General features: G+C 64.8%; 11 protein-coding genes. 9 read left to right on the top strand and 2 right to left on the bottom strand.

Annotation, left to right across the window (positions count from 1 at the left end):
• Positions 1-326: 326 nt before the first annotated feature.
• Positions 327-2,228 carry a potassium transporter Kup gene (locus ASG39_RS11530; protein ID WP_062595139.1) on the bottom strand — a complete coding sequence of 634 codons (1,902 nt, stop codon included), beginning with the start codon at positions 2,226-2,228 and terminating at the stop codon, positions 327-329.
• A 303-nt stretch (positions 2,229-2,531) separates the two neighbouring features.
• Between ASG39_RS11530 and ASG39_RS11525 the strand changes: the two genes are divergently transcribed.
• The 9 genes from ASG39_RS11525 to cysG all read left to right on the top strand — a co-directional run bounded on the left by ASG39_RS11525 (position 2,532) and on the right by cysG (position 14,976).
• Positions 2,532-3,119, top strand: a complete 588-nt coding sequence (locus ASG39_RS11525; protein ID WP_062595138.1) for an ANTAR domain-containing response regulator — start codon at positions 2,532-2,534, stop codon at positions 3,117-3,119.
• Between the two features lie 43 nt (positions 3,120-3,162).
• Positions 3,163-4,434, top strand: a complete 1,272-nt coding sequence (locus tag ASG39_RS11520; RefSeq protein WP_062595137.1) for a CmpA/NrtA family ABC transporter substrate-binding protein — start codon at positions 3,163-3,165, stop codon at positions 4,432-4,434.
• A gap of 343 nt (positions 4,435-4,777) precedes the next feature.
• Positions 4,778-6,070 carry a CmpA/NrtA family ABC transporter substrate-binding protein gene (locus ASG39_RS11515; RefSeq protein ID WP_062595136.1) on the top strand — a complete coding sequence of 431 codons (1,293 nt, stop codon included), beginning with the start codon at positions 4,778-4,780 and terminating at the stop codon, positions 6,068-6,070.
• A 61-nt stretch (positions 6,071-6,131) separates the two neighbouring features.
• Positions 6,132-7,022: a nitrate ABC transporter permease gene (ntrB, locus tag ASG39_RS11510; protein WP_062595135.1), complete on the top strand. Its 891-nt coding sequence runs from the start codon at positions 6,132-6,134 to the stop codon at positions 7,020-7,022.
• A 14-nt stretch (positions 7,023-7,036) separates the two neighbouring features.
• Positions 7,037-7,834, top strand: a complete 798-nt coding sequence (locus ASG39_RS11505) for an ABC transporter ATP-binding protein (RefSeq protein WP_062595134.1) — start codon at positions 7,037-7,039, stop codon at positions 7,832-7,834.
• Between the two features lie 12 nt (positions 7,835-7,846).
• On the top strand, positions 7,847-10,294 hold the full coding sequence (gene nirB / locus ASG39_RS11500) for a nitrite reductase large subunit NirB (RefSeq protein WP_062595133.1): 2,448 nt from the start codon (positions 7,847-7,849) through the stop codon (positions 10,292-10,294).
• 20 nt (positions 10,295-10,314) lie between these two features.
• On the top strand, positions 10,315-10,692 hold the full coding sequence (gene nirD / locus ASG39_RS11495) for a nitrite reductase small subunit NirD (RefSeq protein ID WP_062595565.1): 378 nt from the start codon (positions 10,315-10,317) through the stop codon (positions 10,690-10,692).
• A 50-nt stretch (positions 10,693-10,742) separates the two neighbouring features.
• Entirely contained in the window at positions 10,743-13,448 is a 2,706-nt protein-coding gene (locus ASG39_RS11490; RefSeq protein WP_062595132.1) for a nitrate reductase, read from the top strand.
• On the top strand, positions 13,420-14,976 hold the full coding sequence (gene cysG / locus ASG39_RS11485; RefSeq protein WP_082477182.1) for a siroheme synthase CysG: 1,557 nt from the start codon (positions 13,420-13,422) through the stop codon (positions 14,974-14,976). The genes ASG39_RS11490 and cysG overlap by 29 nt, the downstream gene beginning before the upstream one ends.
• Here cysG and ASG39_RS11480 read toward each other — a convergent pair.
• A complete protein-coding gene (locus ASG39_RS11480; protein WP_062595563.1) occupies positions 14,969-16,549 on the bottom strand; it encodes a gamma-glutamyltransferase family protein in 1,581 nt (526 codons plus the stop codon). The genes cysG and ASG39_RS11480 overlap by 8 nt on opposite strands.
• Between the last annotated feature and the right edge of the window lie 34 nt (positions 16,550-16,583).

The raw sequence follows: 16,583 nt of genomic DNA, 5'->3' as shown, positions 1-16,583 counted from the left end.
TCGTCTACCGCGCGTCGTCTCTCTCTTCAGTCGTCATGCGCGAAAAGATACAGTTCTGTCATGAACGGAGCCTGAATGTATTCGGGGCCGGTGATCGTCATCGCGAAAGATCGCTGTTTTCTAAGTCTTCCAGAAGCGCCTCAATGGAGCCAATCCTTCGAAGAAAATCCGAGCAGAACGTCGTGCAGCTACAGATTTTCGATCCGAAAACCAACGACAATCGATCGGAATGCGATCATCGGCCATCCTGGATACACCGTTAAAGCGCTTGGGTGCCCCGGTCGTACTGTCCTTAAGAGCGAAAAACCCGGTGATAATCTTTGCGATCAGATCGTCACCTGTTCGCCCAGCTCCACGACACGGTTGGCTGGCAGGCGGAAATAGTCCGAGGGATCGATGCCAATGCCGGCAAGCGCAATGTAGAGGCGGTCCTGCCAGCGGGGCAGTCCCGAATTCGGATCGCTGATCAGGTTGCGCCGACCGACGTAGAACGAGGTCTGCATGATCTCGAACTTGAAGCCTGCCTTCTTGCAGAGCGCCAGTGCCTTGGACACGTTCTGGTCGTCCATGAATCCGAATGTGATCTGGATGCGCAGGAAGCGCTCGGAAATTCGGACCAGTTCGATTCGCGCGGAAGGTGGCACATAGGGCGTATCGGACGTCCGCACGGTCAGGATGACGTTCTGCTCGTGCAGGACATGGTTGTGCTTGATGTTGTGCAGCAATACGGCCGGCGTCTTGTCGGGCACGCTGGTCAGAAACACGGCGGTGCCGGGCACCGCGACCGGGGCGTGATCCGACTTCTTCTCGATGGAGCGGATAAAGGTTTCGAGCGGGATGTCGTTGCGCGCGGTCTTTTCGCGCAGGATCATCGAGCCTTTTCGCCATGTCCACATGATGACCATGATGGTGGCCGCCAGCAGCACCGGCACCCATCCCCCATCGTGGATCTTCAAAAGGTTGGCCGCCAGGAAGACCGTTTCCAGAAGCAGCAGCGGCAGCAGGATGGCGCCGGCCGCAACGGCACTCCACTTCCAGACCGAGCGCAGGAACTGGAACGCCATCAGCGTCGTCACCACCATGGCGCCCGTCACGGAGATGCCATAGGCGGTCGCCAGCGACTCCGAGTCCCCGAAGGTGAAGATGAGCACGAGAACGCCGACGAAGAGGAGCGTGTTGACGGCCGGCACGTAGATCTGTCCGGTATTGGTCTCCGAGGTGAACGTGATCTGCAGGCGCGGGAGGAAGCCGAGATGGACCGCTTGGCGCGCGAGCGAGAAGGCGCCCGTGATGACGGCCTGGCTGGCGATGATGGTGGCGGCTGTCGCCAGAAGCACGATCGGCAGCAGGGCCCAGTCCGGATACATCAGATAGAACGGATTTTCCGCCGCTTCCGGGTTTGCGAGGACGAAGGCGCCCTGGCCGAGATAGTTCAGCGCCAGCGACGGGAAGACGAGGATGAACCAGGCGACCTGGATCGGTTTGCGCCCGAAATGGCCGAGGTCGGCATAGAGCGCTTCGGCACCCGTCACGGTCAGGAACACGGCGCCGAGCACGATGAGCCCGACGAACCCTGCATGGGTGATGAACCACACGGCGTTGACCGGGTTCAGCGCTTCGAGGATCGTGTAATCGTCGCCGATATGCAGGAGGCCGCCCCAGGCCATCGCCAGGAACCAGAGAACCGTGATCGGGCCGAAGAAATTGGAGACGGCCGCGGTGCCGCGCGACTGGACGGCGAAGAGGCCGACCATCATGGCGGCCGAGATTGGCAGGACATAGCCGCCGAGAGCCGGCGTCACGAGCTTCAAACCTTCGACGGCCGACATGACCGACAACGCCGGCGTGATCATGGCGTCCCCAATGAACAGGGCAGCGCCGATGATGCCGGCGAAGAACAGCACGGGCATGTACCGTCCGGTCTTCTTCATCAGCAAGGCGAGAAGCGACAGCGTCCCGCCTTCGCCGTCATTGTCGGCGCGCAGGAGAAAGAGGACATATTTGAAGGTGACGATGATCGTCAGCGTCCACACCATCAACGAGATCAGGCCGATGACCTCGTTATGACTGATTCCGTCATGCGAGAAGGGGCGCAGCGCTTCGCGAAATGCATAAAGCGGACTGGTTCCGATGTCGCCATAGACGACGCCGATGGATCCCATGAGCAGAACGAGGAATTTCTTCGTGCCTGCGGTGTCCTGCGGGGCAGGGCCGTCGGATGCGGTCATGGAATGTCAGACTTTCTTTCACGTCTCGCAGCGGGCGAGACACTATTACACGCTCGAAACCGCCCACTTCGCGGGCGGCGTCCTGCAGCCTCGTGCCCTTCAACGGCGATCTTCCGCTGACACGCATGAGGCAAACACCGAAGGCAACCATCGTGCGGCGGATACGATACGGGCCGTTTCGAACACACCGTTACAATTTTTGCCCGGTCGCGAGCAAGCGCGAAGACGGGGCCGCCGCCGATGGCCTGAAATGTTGCTGCTCCAGTGCTTGCACATTCTGTTGCGCTGCACAAGAATAGGTGAATGCGCCACGCCGATCTCACGATCCTCGTCATTGATGAAAACGCCATCCGCTCCTCGATCATCGAGGAGGGGCTGCGAGAGGCCGGACATCTGAAGGTGACCGTCATCCACGAGGTCAACGGCGTCGCCCGCATCATCGAGACGCTTAAGCCGGATGTCATCATCATCGACCTCGAAAACCCGAACCGGGACATGATGGAGCATCTGTTTCAGCTGACCCGCACCGTCAGCCGTCCCATTGCCATGTTCGTTGATCGGTCGGACACGGCCTCGATTGAGGCGGCCGTCGATGCCGGCGTCTCCGCCTATATCGTCGATGGTCTGCGCAAGGAGCGGGTGAAACCGATCCTCGACATGGCCGTCAGCCGGTTCAATGCCTTTTCCAGACTGCAGCGGGAGTTGGCGGAAGCCAAATCCGCCTTGGAGGAGCGCAAGGTCGTGGAGCGCGCCAAGGGCATCATGATGAAGATGCGCGGTCTTTCTGAGGAGGAAGCGTTCGCTCTTCTGCGGCAGACCGCCATGAACGAGAAGAAGAAGATCGCCGATATCGCGCAGAGCGTCGTGACGGCGGCGGGACTGCTGACATGAGCGAGTCCCTGCGCCGCCACGTCGCCCACCGGAGGAGATGCCGATGACCTCAACGCTTGTGGCGCCTGCCCCCGCGCTCAACGCACCGGCGCAGGGCGCAAGGAGCGAGGGCGCCCGCGTTCTCAGGGCCGGCTTCATTCCGCTGGTCGATGCCTCCGTGCTGATCGTGGCCGCCGAGTGCGGTTTTGCCGCCCGCGAAGGGCTGACGCTCGATCTCGTGCGCGACGTGTCCTGGGCCAATGTGCGCGACCGACTGGCGTTTCGCCAGTTCGACATCGCCCATATGCTCTCGCCGATGCCCGTCGCCTCGATGCTGGGGCTCGGCTCGAACCCGTCCCCGACGATCACGCCGTTTTCGCTCGGGCGCGGCGGCAATGCGATCACGCTGTCCACCCGTCTCTTTGCCCGCATGCGCGATGCGGGCGCCCCGGAGGTCGGCGATGCGTTGACGAATGCCCGGGTGCTCCGCCGCGTCCTCGACGACATGCGCGAGGCCGGCGAAGCGCCACCGACATTCGGCGTGACCTATCCGTTCTCATCACACAATTACGAGTTCCGCTATTGGCTGGCCGCCGGCGGCATCGATCCGGATCGGGACGTCAAGCTGGTCGTCGTCCCCCCGCCCATGACCTCGGACGCGCTGGCCGCGGGTGCCATCGACGGCTTCTGCGTCGGTGCGCCCTGGAATATGGTCGCGTCGGAGCGCGGCGTCGGGCGCATCGTCGCCGCCAAGCAGGACATCTGGCCCTCGGCGCCTGAAAAGGTCGTCGGCATGCGGCCGGATTGGGCGGAAAGCCATCCGGAAACCGTCTCCCGCCTGCTCGTCGCGCTGGATGCGGCCGCACGCTGGTGCGACGGAAGCGAAAATCACGACGACCTCGCAGCGCTTCTCGCGCAGCCGAATTATCTGTCCGCTCCGGTCGATATCATCCGCCGGGTTCTTGCCGGCGAGTTCAGCCTCGACGACACGGGCGAGCGTCGCGTCATTCCCGACTATTTCACCTTCCATGGCGGATTTTCGAACTACCCCCGGCCAAGCCATGCACTCTGGACCTACAGCCAGATGCTCCGCTGGGGGCAGGTCGAGTGGTCGCAGGCGTCTGCGGAGAAAGCCCTGTCGGCTTACCGGCCCGATCTCTATCGCGCGGCACTCGGCACGGGTCCCGAAGATGCCGACCTCCGGACGGAAGGCGTGGTTTACGGCGATCGCTTTATGGATGGCTTCACCTTCGATCCGCGGGCGATTCCGGATTATGTCGCTGCCTTTCCCGTTCGTTACGAGCAGGTTTCAGGTCCGGTCAACGACGATGCCTGACGGCAGCCATGCCGTTTTGCGATGCACGCTTCACGCTGCGCTGCAGGCATGTGGCTAGAAGATAAGCATTCTGGGTGCTGATCGTTTCTGAGGCATTCGAGATTTTATCTCATTAAAACAAGTTCTTGAGACTCCTCAATCCAACTGGCACGCCGTTTGCTTATAAGAAATTGCTCAGTCAACGGCGATTGAAGCGAAAGAGCGCAAGACGCGCTCACCCATGACACCGACGTCGCAAGGTTTTTGCTCCAGAGCTCCAGGCTCTTCGAGATGCATTTTCCGAGCGGCGTTTTTTTGTGCCCGAATTTCTAGCTTCCGCCCGCTTCACCAGAGGATATCTCCGATGACCCGCATTTTGACCCAGTCCCTCAACCGCCGTTCGATCCTGAAGGCCACCGCGACCGCAGCACTCCTCACGGCCGTCAAGTCTGCCTTCCCCGGCGGCGCTTTTGCGCAAGGTGCAGGGCCGGAAACCACCAAGGCGACCCTCGGATTCATCGCGCTGACCGACAGCTCGCCGCTGATCGTCGCCAAGGAAAAGGGCTTCTTCGACAAGCATGGCATGACCGAGGTCAATGTCGTGAAGCAGGCGTCGTGGGGCACGACGCGCGACAATCTGGTGCTCGGCTCGGCCGGCAACGGCATCGACGGCGCGCATATCCTCACCCCCATGCCGTACCTCATCTCGGCCGGCAAGGTGACCCAGAACAACCAGCCGCTGCCCATGTCGATCCTCGCCCGCCTCAATCTCGATGCCCAGGCGATTTCGGTCGGCTCGGCCTATGCGGACCTGAAGGTCGGCCTCGACTCCGGCGTGCTGAAGGAAGCCTTCGCCAAGAAGAAGGCGGACGGCGCGCCGGCCAAGGTGGCGATGACCTTCCCCGGCGGCACACATGATCTCTGGATCCGCTATTGGCTTGCGGCCGGCGGCATCGATCCGGACACGGACGTCGAAACCATCGTCGTTCCCCCGCCGCAGATGGTCGCCAACATGAAGGTCGGCACCATGGACTGTTTCTGCGTCGGCGAGCCTTGGAATGCGCAGCTGGTCAACCAGGGCATCGGCTATACCGCGGTCAACACCGCCGAGATCTGGGACAAGCATCCCGAAAAATCCTTCGCGATGCGCAGCGACTGGGTGGAAGCCAATCCGAACGCCGCAAAGGCGCTCACCATGGCCATCATGGAAGCCCAGCAGTGGTGCGACGAGATGGGCAACAAGGAAGAACTCGCCGCTATCATCGGCAAGCGCGCCTGGTTCAACGTGCCGGCCAAGGACATCGTCGGCCGCCTCAAGGGCGAGTACGACTACGGCAATGGCAAGGTCGTCGTTCAGAGCCCGCACCTCATGAAGTTCTGGGCCGACCACGCCTCCTACCCCTACCAGAGCCACGACACCTGGTTCCTGACCGAAGACATGCGCTGGGGCAAATATGCGGCCGGCACGGACATCAAGGCGCTGGTCTCCAAGGTCAACCGTGAGGATATCTGGCGCGCCGCCGCCAAGGATCTCGGCATCACCGACGTGCCCGCCTCCACGTCGCGCGGCATCGAAACCTTCTTCGACGGCAAGACCTTCGATCCGGCAAACCCGGAAGCCTACCTGCAGAGCCTCTCGATCAAGCGCTTCGCCTGACCGGACCCGATCGGCCGGCGCCGCGCGCTCCGGCCGCAACCCTTAGTTTCAGGAGACCGGCATGTCCGTCACCAATCTCAATACGGCCCCTGCAAAGGCGAAGCCGAGCGCCCAGGTCGTCACCTTCTCAGGCACGGTCAAGCGCCCGGCGCCCACGCCCTTCATGCGCCGCCTGTCCGCCATCGCAAGCGATCTCGTGCCGCCGCTCGTCACGCTGCTCGTGCTGCTCGCCGCCTGGGAGCTGATCTGTTCCTCCCCGACATCCAGCCTGCCATCGCCCACACGGGTCATGGCCGAGAGCTGGGACCTGATCGTCAATCCGTTCTACATCGGCCAGGGCACCGACCAGGGCATGGCCTGGCACATCATGGCGAGCCTCCAGCGTGTCGCGGTCGGCTATGCCATCGCGGCCGTCGTCGGCATCGCGATGGGCGTGCTCGTCGGTCAGAGCCAGTGGGCGATGAAGGGTCTCGACCCGATCTTCCAGATCCTGCGCACCGTACCGCCGCTCGCCTGGCTGCCCCTGTCGCTCGCCGCCTTCCGGGACGGCAATCCCTCGGCCATCTTCGTGATCTTCATCACCGCGGTCTGGCCGATCATCATCAACACCGCCGTCGGCATCCGCAACATCCCGCAGGATTACCAGAACGTCGCCAAGGTGCTGCGTCTCAACCAGCTCGAATACTTCGCCAAGATCATGCTGCCCGCCGCCGCCCCCTACATCTTCACCGGCCTGCGCATCGGCATCGGCCTCTCCTGGCTCGCCATCGTTGCGGCTGAAATGCTCATCGGTGGCGTCGGCATCGGTTTCTTCATCTGGGATGCGTGGAATTCCTCGCTCATCAGCGACATCATCGTCGCCCTCATCTACGTCGGCGTCGTCGGCTTCTTCCTCGATCGTCTCATCGCATTCATTGGCCGCGCGGTCACCCGCGGCACCGCAACGGCCTGAAGGAGGACGTTCCCATGGCAAAAGCCTATCTCTCCATCGAAATGGTCGACAAGTCGTTCGAGCGTAACGGCCAGGTCTCCGAAGTCCTCAAGCAGGTCTCGCTCGGCGTCGAAAAGGGCGAGTTCATCTCGATCATCGGCCATTCCGGCTGCGGCAAGTCCACGCTGCTCAACCTCGTCGCCGGCCTGACCAAGGTCACCAGCGGCGCGGTGCTGCTCGAGAACAAGGAAGTCTCCGAGCCCGGCCCGGAACGCGCCGTGGTGTTCCAGAACCATTCGCTGCTTCCCTGGCTCACCGTCTATGAGAACGTGTCGCTGGCCGTCGACAAGGTGTTCTCCCGCAAGAAAACGAAGGCGGAACGCCACGACTGGGTCATGCGCAATCTCGATCTCGTGCAGATGACGCATGCCAAGGACAAGAAGCCCTCCGAAGTCTCCGGCGGCATGAAGCAGCGCGTCGGCATCGCCCGTGCGCTCGCCATGGAACCCAAGGTCCTGCTGCTCGACGAGCCCTTCGGCGCGCTCGATGCGCTCACCCGCGCCCATCTGCAGGACCAGGTCATGCAGATCCACCAGAAGCTCGGCAACACCGTGCTGATGATTACTCACGACGTGGACGAGGCCGTGCTGCTTTCGGACCGCATCGTCATGATGACCAACGGTCCGGCGGCCCGCATCGGCGAAATTCTCGACGTGCCGATCGCCCGTCCGCGCAACCGCATCGAGCTGGCCACAGACCGCACCTACCTGAAGTGCCGGGAAGCGGTCCTGAAGTTCCTCTACGAGCGCCACCGCCTCGTGGAAGCCGCATAAGGAGAGGATGACATGAAACAGAAACTCGTCATCATCGGCAACGGCATGGCGCCCGGCCGGATGCTGGAAGAGCTCTTCGAGCAGGCCCCCGGTCTCTACGACGTCGTGATCTTCAACGCCGAGCCGCGCGTCAACTACGACCGCATCATGCTGTCGCCCGTTCTCTCGGGCGAGAAGCTCTACGAAGACATCGTCATCCACGGCGATGACTGGTACGCCCGCCACGGCGTGACGCTGCACAAGGGCGCGAAGGTCACCGGCATCGACCGCGCGGCCAAGACCGTGACCTCTGCAAGCGGCGTGACGGAAAGCTACGACAAGCTCGTCATCGCCACGGGCTCGCTGCCCTTCATCATCCCGGTCCCCGGTCACACGCTGCCCGGCGTGCTGGCCTACCGCGATCTCGACGACGTCGAGAAGATGCTGGATGCCACCAAGCGCGGCGGCCGGGCCATCGTCATCGGCGCCGGCCTGCTCGGGCTCGAGGCCGCCTATGGCCTCAAGCGCCAGGGGATGGACGTCACCGTCATCCACATCATGCCGACGATCATGGAGCGCCAGCTCGATCCGCCGGCCGCCTACCTGCTTGAAAAAGCCCTGAACGATCGCGGCATCGAGATCATCACCAAGGCGAACACCAAGCGGATCGTCGGTGAGGACAAGGTCGAGGGCATCGAGCTCGAAGATGGCCGGGTCATCGAGGGCACCATCGTCGTGATGGCCGTCGGCATCCGTCCCGCAGCCCAGCTGGCCAAGGATGCGGGCGTCGTCACCAACCGCGGCATCGTCGTGGACGACGGCATGATGACGTCGGACGGGTCGATCTACGCTCTCGGCGAATGCGCCGAACACCGCGGCGTCTGCTACGGTCTTGTCGCGCCGCTCTACGAAAGCGCAAAGACGCTCGCCGATCGCCTGATCGGCGGCGCCTCGGAATATCGCGGCTCGGTCGTCAATACCAAGCTGAAGGTGACCGGCATCAACCTGTTCTCGGCCGGCGACTTCGCCGAAGGCGAGGATCGCGAGGAGATCGTGCTGCGCGACGCCACCGCCGGCGTCTACAAGCGCCTCGTGCTCAGGGACAACCGCATTGTCGGTGCCGTGCTCTACGGCGAAACGGCAGACGGTGCCTGGTTCTTCGACATGATCAAACGGGGCACCGACATCTCCGAGATGCGCGATACCCTCATTTTCGGCCAGGCCTATCAGGGGGGCAGCCCGCTGGACCCTACGGCGGCCGTTGCAGCCTTGCCGGATGATGCGGAAATCTGCGGCTGCAACGGCGTCTGCAAGAGCAAGATCGTCGGCACGATCACGGCCAAGGGCCTGACATCGCTCGATGATGTGCGCGCCCACACCAAGGCCTCCGCCTCCTGCGGCTCCTGCACCGGCCTTGTCGAGCAGCTGATGGTGCTGACGCTCGGCGACAGCTACAATCCGGCCGCCGTCCAGCCCATGTGCACGTGCACAGAACTCGGCCATGACGACGTGCGCCGCCTGATCGTCGCCAAAGGCCTGAAGACCATTCCCGCCGTCATGCAGGAACTGGAGTGGAAGACCTCCTGCGGCTGCGCCAAGTGCCGCCCGGCGCTCAACTATTACCTCGTCTGCGACTGGCCGGACGAATATGCCGACGACTACCAGTCGCGCTTCATCAACGAGCGCGTCCACGCCAACATCCAGAAGGACGGCACCTATTCCGTCGTTCCCCGGATGTGGGGTGGCGTGACCAATGCCGGCGAGCTGCGGGCCATCGCAGACGTGGTCGACAAGTTCGAAATTCCCATGGTCAAGGTGACCGGCGGCCAGCGCATCGACCTGCTCGGCATCCACAAGGAAGACCTGCCCGCCGTCTGGGCGGATCTCGGCAAGGCCGGCTTCGTCTCGGGTCAGGCGTATGCCAAGGGCCTGCGCACGGTGAAGACCTGCGTCGGCACCGACTGGTGCCGGTTCGGCACGCAGGATTCCACCGGCCTCGGAATCCGGCTCGAGAAGTTCATGTGGGGCTCCTGGACGCCGGCCAAGCTGAAGCTTGCCGTTTCCGGCTGTCCGCGCAATTGCGCGGAAGCGACCTGCAAGGACATCGGCGTCATCTGCGTCGACAGCGGCTACGAGATCCACTTCGCAGGCGCGGCCGGCCTCGACATCAAGGGCACCGAAGTGCTGGGGCTCGTGGCCACGGAAGAGGAGGCGCTCGAACACATCGTGGCGCTGGCGCAGATGTACCGCGAGCAGGGCCGCTATCTCGAACGCATCTACAAATGGGCAAAGCGCGTCGGGCTCGATGAGATCCGCCGCCAGATCATGGGCGATGCCGAGAAGCGCAAGGGCTATTTCGATCGCTTCGTCTTCTCCCAGAAGTTCGCACAGGTCGATCCCTGGTCGGAGCGCGTCTCCGGCAAGGACAAGCACGAGTTCAAGCCCATGGCCGTCGTCGGCATGGCGGAAGCGGCGGAGTGATGGCGTTGGAAACGAAGATCATGAGCAGGAGCGATGCGGACGCCGTCACGAGCGGCTTCGACAGGGACTGGGTGGATATCGGCGTCATCCATGAGATTCCCGTGCGAGGGGCGCGCTGCGTCCGCACACCGCAGGGCCGGATTGCCGTGTTCCGCACGGCGGACGATCAGGTGTTTGCGATCGAGGACCGCTGCCCCCACAAGGCCGGTCCGCTTTCCCAGGGCATCGTCCACGGAACATCGGTCACCTGCCCGCTGCACAACATGGTGTTCTCGCTGGAAACCGGACAGGCGCAGGGTGCCGACGAAGGCGAGGTCCGCACCATCCCGATCCGCAATCGCGACGGCCGACTGTCGATCGCGGTCGACAAGCTCAGCCTGCTGGTCGCCGCCGAATAGCGGCGACCGGTCGCGGGACTGTCCTCACGTCAACCTTGGGAAAAATGCCGATGCCCGTTGAGATCAAGACGACCTGTCCCTATTGCGGCGTCGGCTGCGGCGTCATCGCTCGCGTCGAGGAGGCCGGGGCCGTCTCGGTACGCGGCGATCCCGACCATCCGGCGAACTTTGGCCGGCTCTGCTCGAAGGGCTCGGCGCTGGCCGAAACCATCGATCTCGACGGTCGCCTGCTGGTGCCCCACATCGCCGGCGCGCCGGCGTCCTGGGATACGGCCCTCGATCTCGTGGCCACGACGTTTGCCGACACGATCCGGCAACATGGACCGGATTCGGTGGCCTTCTACGTCTCGGGCCAGCTTCTTACCGAGGACTATTACGTCGCCAACAAGCTGATGAAGGGCTTCATCGGCTCGGCGAACATCGACACCAATTCCCGTCTCTGCATGTCGTCCTCGGTTGCCGGCCATCGGCGCGCCTTCGGGTCGGATACGGTGCCGGGCACCTATGCCGATATCGAGCTTGCCGATCTCGTCGTCCTCACCGGTTCAAACCTCGCCTGGTGCCACCCGGTCATCTATCAGCGCCTCGCCGCGGCCAAGGCTGCCCGACCGCAGATGAAGGTCGTCGTCATCGATCCGCGCCGCACCGCGACGAGCGATATCGCCGACCTCCACCTCTCGATCCTGCCCGACGGAGACACGGCCCTGTTCGGCGGCCTGCTCGCCGATCTCGCCGCGAAAGGCATGCTCGACCGGACCTTTATCGAGGCGCACACGCAAGGCTTCGATGCGGCCCTGTCCCGCGTCGCAAATCTCGGCCTTGCCGAGGTGGCGGAGGCGACCGGCCTCGATAGCGCTGACATCGAGGATTTCTATGCGCTGTTTGCGACCAGCGAGCGCGTCGTCACCTGCTACAGCCAGGGTGTCAACCAGTCCTCCTCCGGCAGCGACAAGGTCAATGCCATCATCAACTGTCATCTCGCCACCGGCCGCATCGGCAGGCCCGGCATGGGCCCGTTCTCGCTGACCGGCCAGCCGAATGCCATGGGCGGACGCGAGGTCGGCGGTCTCGCCAACATGCTCGCGGCCCATATGGCGATCGAGGATGCGCAGGATCGCGACACGGTCCAGCGGTTCTGGCAGTCGCCGGTTATCGCCGGCAAGCCCGGTCTGAAGGCCGTGGATCTCTTCCGCGCGGTCGCCGATGGCCGCGTCAAGGCGATCTGGATCATGGCGACCAACCCGGTCGTCTCGATGCCCGAAGCCGATCTCGTGCGCGCAGCACTTGCCGCCTGTCCCTTCGTCGTCGTCTCCGACGTCATGGCCGAAACCGACACGACGGCGCTTGCCCATGTGCTGCTGCCATCGGTCGGCTGGGGTGAAAAGCAGGGAACGGTGACGAATTCCGAACGCCGCATCTCCCGCCAGCGGACGTTTCTCGACGTGCCGGGCGAGGCAAAAGCCGACTGGTGGCAGATGGCGCAGGTCGCCCGGCGCATGGGCTTTGACGCGGCATTTACCTTCACCGACGCAGCCGCGGTTTTTGCCGAACACGCCGCGCTCTCCGCTTTCGAAAACGACGGTTGCCGCGATTTCGATATCGGCGCGCATGCCGACATGTCTACGGACGCCTATGAAGCGCTCGCGCCCTTCCAGTGGCCGCAGCCGGCCGGCATGGCCCCGCGTGAAACAGACAGCCGGTTCTTCGCGGATGGTCGCTTCTATCATGCGGATGGCCGGGCGCGCTTCGTGCCCGTTACTCCCGCGCGCGATCGCCGGACGACGGAGGCGCATCCCTTCGCGCTCAACACAGGCCGTATCCGCGACCAGTGGCACACGATGACGCGGACGGGCAAGACCGCGCGGCTGACCGCGCACTTCGCCGAACCTTTCGTGGAGATCCACCCGGACGACGCGCGGGCGCTCGATCTGACGCCGGCCGATCTCGTGGTGCTGGAAAGCCCGCAGGGACGCGTCGTGCTGCGCGCCCTCGTCACCCCGCGCCAGAACCCCGGCCACCTCTTTGCGCCCATGCACTGGAACGACCAGTTCGCTTCTGCTGCCCGCATCGATGCGCTGGTGCCGGGGCTGGTGGACCCGGTGTCCGGCCAGCCCGCCTCCAAGCATGTGGCTGTCGCGGCGGCCAAGCTGGACGTCGGGCTTTACGGCTTTGCCATCTCGGTGGAAAAGCCGAAGGTTTCTGGATTGTCCTCCCATCCGCTCGCCTACCATGCGCTGGCACGCGCGTCCGGTGGCTGGCGCATGGAGTTTGCGGCTGCACCCCTGTCTCTTGAGGAGGAGGGTGGGGTGCAGGATCGCGACTGGACCGGGTGGAGTGTCGAGACGCTCGGCATTCCCCCGGGCCTTGAACCCCTCGGCTACCGCGATGCCGTCACCGGCCAGATCCGGATGGCCTTCTTCGACGGCGAGCGTCTGCTCGGCGCCGTCTTCCTCAGCCCGCGCCCGGTCGCGGTCGCCCGAAACTGGGCCATCTCCCAGCTGGGTGACGTCCATTCCGATCTGCGGCGTCGCTTCGCCGTGGTTGCCGGCCGTCCGGGTGCAGAATCGATCGACCCCGGCGCCACGGTCTGTTCCTGCTTCAATGTCGGCATCAACCAGATCGTCACTGCGGCGGCCGGCGGTTGCTGCACGGTCGAGGCCATCGGCAAGGCGCTGAACGCCGGCACCAATTGCGGCTCCTGCCGCGCAGAGATCAGGGAGATCCTCAATGGAACGCGTATCGCTGCTGCGGAGTGACGACAACACGTCCCGCGAGGGATCGACATCGAAGGCGACGGCCCGCGTCGAGGCCCTGGCCAAGCTCCCCGTCTTCTGGGGCCTTGACGGCAAGCGCGTCATCCTTGCCGGCGGCACGGAAGGAGCGTGCTGGAAGGCCGAGCTTCTCGCCGCCTGCGGTGCCGAGGTTCACGTCTATGCGCCCGACGACACGCTCTGCGACGTCTTCGCCGACATGCTCGCGCGCCATGCGGATGAGCGCGCGGCGGGCAGGGCGCGCGGTGCCTTCGTGCAGCATGCACGGGCGTGGTCAGCCGATGTCCTGCTCGGTGCAGCCCTCGCCATTGCCGATTGCGAAGAGGAAGACGAGGCGCGCGCGTTCTACGATGCCGCGATCGCGGCGGGCGTGCCGGTCAACGTCATCGACAAGCCGGCCTTCTGCCAGTTCCAGTTCGGCTCGATCGTCAACCGCTCGCCGGTCGTCGTCGCCATCTCCACCGATGGCGCCGCGCCGATCCTGGCGCAGGCGATCCGCCGCCGCATCGAGACGCTGCTGCCGCAGAGCATCAAGGGTTGGTCGATGCTCGCCCAATCGTTGCGCGATGCGGTCGCCGCGCGGCTGCATCCGGGGCCGGAGCGGCGCGCCTTCTGGGAGCGTTTCGTGGACCGGGCTTTCACCAGCCTGCCGACGCCCGAAAGCGGCGCCGACCTCATCGCCGAGGCCGATCGCCTGGCCGCCGGACGCAAAGGCACGCGGGAGGGGCCCGGCATCGGCAAGGTCACGCTGGTCGGCGCCGGTCCGGGCGATGCGGAACTGCTGACCTTGAAGGCCGTCCGCGCGCTTCAGGCGGCCGACGTCATCCTGTTCGACGACCTCGTTTCCACCGATGTGCTGGAGCTGGCCCGCCGGGAAGCCAAGCGCATGCTGGTCGGCAAGCGCGGTGGGCGGACGAGCTGCAAGCAGGAGGATATCAACGCGATGATGGTCACCTTCGCCAAGGCGGGCAAGACCGTGGTGCGGCTGAAGAGCGGCGATCCCATGGTGTTCGGCCGGGCAGGGGAGGAGATCGCCTGCCTGGAAGCGCATGGCATTCCGGTGGATGTCGTGCCCGGCATCACCGCGGCCAGCGCGCTCGCCTCGCGGCTCGGCGTGTCCCTCACCCATCGCGATCATACCCATGCCGTCCGCTTCATCACCGGCCACTCGCGCAACGGCTGCCTGCCGACCGATATCGACTGGCGCGCCTGCGCCGACCCGCGCACGACCACCGTCTTCTACATGGGCGGACGCACGGCGCCTGCCATCGCCGAGCGCCTGATGGCCGAGGGCATGAGCGGCGATATGCCGGTCGTCATCGCCTCCAACATCAGCCGCGCGGAAGAACGGCGCTGGCATGGCACGCTCTCGACCCTGCATGTCGGGATCGCCGACATCGGCTACGACAATCCCGTTCTGATCGCCGTCGGCAGCGTCTTCCCCGGAGCGGCCATGGAGACCGCATGTTTTCCGCAGGACGCGGAGGCCGCGCTGCCGCGCATGGCTATTTAGCCGGCAACATATCCGGTTCAACAGCCACGGCCAGGCCCTCGCCGCGTGGATCGTGCGCCCCTTCGAGCGTGCCGTCCGCATTTATCCGGATCACGCCCGCCTGTCCGGCAATCGGGCTGAGTGCGGGCAGGGGCGACAGCAGATGGCCCCGGCCGGCCAGCGTTTCGAACACGGTCTCGCCGGCATCCGCCTCAAGCTTCAGGCTGTCGCGGCTGTCGGAAAACGTCTTGCCGAGCAGGAAGCGCGGCCCGACAAGCGCTTGCGCGGGATCCTCGCCGAAATCGATCAGCCGGGTGAGAAGCATCGCCAGCGTCTGCGGCTGCCCATCGGCGCCTTGCGTGCCATAGATCAGTTCCGGACGCCCGTCGCGCAGGCCCATGCCCGGATTGAGCGTGTAGAACGGCCGCTTGCCCGGCGCCAGCACGTTGGGATGGTCGGGTTCGAGCGAGAAGGCCGCGCCCCGGTTCTGCCAGAGAATGCCGGTATCGCCGACGACGACCCCGCTTCCCCAATCGAAATAGGTGCTCTGGAGCACGCTGACGCTGCGCCCTGCCGCATCCGTTGCCCCGAAAAACACGGTATCGCCAGTGCGAAACACATGCGGCCAGGCTTTTGCCTGCGTCCGATCGATGCCCTTTGCCCGGGCGGCGAGGTGCACGACATCGAGAAGCGCGTCGACCGGCTGGGCGCGCGCATCGGGATCGGCAAGCCCGTGCCGATCGAGAAAGGCCTGTTTCACCGCCTCCACGCAGAGATGGAGATGATCGGCGCCTCCGGCCTCAAGCGCGGAGAGATCGAAATGCGAGAGAATCCCCATGATCGCGAGCGTCGTCACGCCCTGCGTCGGCGGGGGCGGCGCCAGCAGTTCCAGACCGCGATAGACGAGGCTCGCCGGCGCCTCTTCCCGCGTTCGCGTTGCCGCCAGATCCGATGCCGTCAGCGGAGATCCGGCCGCGCGCAGACCATCGGCGATCACCTGTGCCAACGGGCCCTCGTAGAACGCACGTGGCCCCTCCGCCGCCAGATGTTCGAGCGTTCGGGCAAGCTGCGGCTGCCGGAAGATCGCGCCGACCTCCGGGGCGACGCCGCCGGGCATGAACAGCGCGGCAAAGCCCGGCCAGCGCACCGCCTCGGCCTTGCGGAAGTCGAGCCAGAAGGCTTGGGACGCCGTCACCGGAAATCCATCGCGCGCAAAGCCGATCGCATCGCCGAGCAAGCTTGAGAAGCTGCGCGTGCCGCCCCAGTGCTTCTCCGAATAGGCGAGCGCATGCCCCCAGCTGTCGACCCCGCAGGCGCTGGTCAGGATCGAGCCGGCGCCACGAAGGGGAATAGCGGTTTCGCCCGCCGCTCGCTCCGGCAACCGACGCGCCGCCTGCCCGATCCCGAGAAAGCAGCGTCGCCGCCCATCCGGATCGGCGACGATCCAGACGGCATCGCCGCCGAGACCGCAGAAATGCGGATAGAGCACGGCAATGGCAGCGCCAGTGGCAATGCAGGCCTCGAGCGCGTTGCCGCCCTCGCGCAGCACACGGGCGCCCGCGTCGCTCGCCAGCGGGTGCGGACTTGTCACCATGCCGCCGCGCCCGCGCGAAAGGCTTGGCCGCGCC

Source organism: Rhizobium sp. Leaf371 (assembly GCF_001424045.1).
Taxonomy (GTDB): Bacteria; Pseudomonadota; Alphaproteobacteria; order Rhizobiales; family Rhizobiaceae; genus Ferranicluibacter.
This window is presented reverse-complemented; position numbering and strand designations above follow the sequence as displayed.

Excerpts from the sequence above, each read along its gene's own strand:
- ASG39_RS11525 (WP_062595138.1), top strand. The coding sequence starts at position 2,532 with ATGCGCCACGCCGATCTCACGATCCTCGTCATTGATGAAAACGCCATC.
- ASG39_RS11505 (WP_062595134.1), top strand. The coding sequence starts at position 7,037 with ATGGCAAAAGCCTATCTCTCCATCGAAATGGTCGACAAGTCGTTCGAG.
- ASG39_RS11480 (WP_062595563.1), bottom strand. The coding sequence starts at position 16,549 with ATGGTGACAAGTCCGCACCCGCTGGCGAGCGACGCGGGCGCCCGTGTG.
- ASG39_RS11520 (WP_062595137.1), top strand. The coding sequence starts at position 3,163 with ATGACCTCAACGCTTGTGGCGCCTGCCCCCGCGCTCAACGCACCGGCG.
- ASG39_RS11490 (WP_062595132.1), top strand. The coding sequence starts at position 10,743 with ATGCCCGTTGAGATCAAGACGACCTGTCCCTATTGCGGCGTCGGCTGC.
- nirB (WP_062595133.1), top strand. The coding sequence starts at position 7,847 with ATGAAACAGAAACTCGTCATCATCGGCAACGGCATGGCGCCCGGCCGG.
- cysG (WP_082477182.1), top strand. The coding sequence starts at position 13,420 with ATGGAACGCGTATCGCTGCTGCGGAGTGACGACAACACGTCCCGCGAG.
- nirD (WP_062595565.1), top strand. The coding sequence starts at position 10,315 with ATGAGCAGGAGCGATGCGGACGCCGTCACGAGCGGCTTCGACAGGGAC.
- ntrB (WP_062595135.1), top strand. The coding sequence starts at position 6,132 with ATGTCCGTCACCAATCTCAATACGGCCCCTGCAAAGGCGAAGCCGAGC.
- ASG39_RS11515 (WP_062595136.1), top strand. The coding sequence starts at position 4,778 with ATGACCCGCATTTTGACCCAGTCCCTCAACCGCCGTTCGATCCTGAAG.
- ASG39_RS11530 (WP_062595139.1), bottom strand. The coding sequence starts at position 2,228 with ATGACCGCATCCGACGGCCCTGCCCCGCAGGACACCGCAGGCACGAAG.